1 pseudogene is annotated in these 259 nt (G+C 31.3%); it reads left to right on the top strand.

Annotated features, from left to right (window positions below):
- A pseudogene (locus AVBRAN12647_RS09660) lies at nt 1–259 on the top strand (trimethylamine-N-oxide reductase TorA); the annotation flags it as partial.

Below are 259 nucleotides of genomic sequence, written 5' to 3'. Positions count from 1 at the left end.
GATGTTGCCTTAGTAGAAGCAATGTGTTATCATCTAATTAAAAACAATCTTCACGATGAAAAATTCCTTAAAAAATACACGGTAGGATTTGCTAAATTAAAAGAAAGATTATTTGATGAGAATAATCCAAAAACTCCTGAATTAGCAGAAAAAATCACAGGTATAAAAGCAGAAAAAATAAAAGAATTAGCAGAACTTATGGCTAAAAATAGAACTATGATTATGGCAGGTTGGGGTTTTCAAAGGGCTCATCACGGAG

The organism is Campylobacter sp. RM12647, from assembly GCF_020138135.1.
Classification (GTDB): domain Bacteria; phylum Campylobacterota; class Campylobacteria; order Campylobacterales; family Campylobacteraceae; genus Campylobacter_E.
The sequence above is the reverse complement of the archived record's forward strand: the minus strand, read 5'-3'. Positions and strand labels throughout refer to the sequence as shown.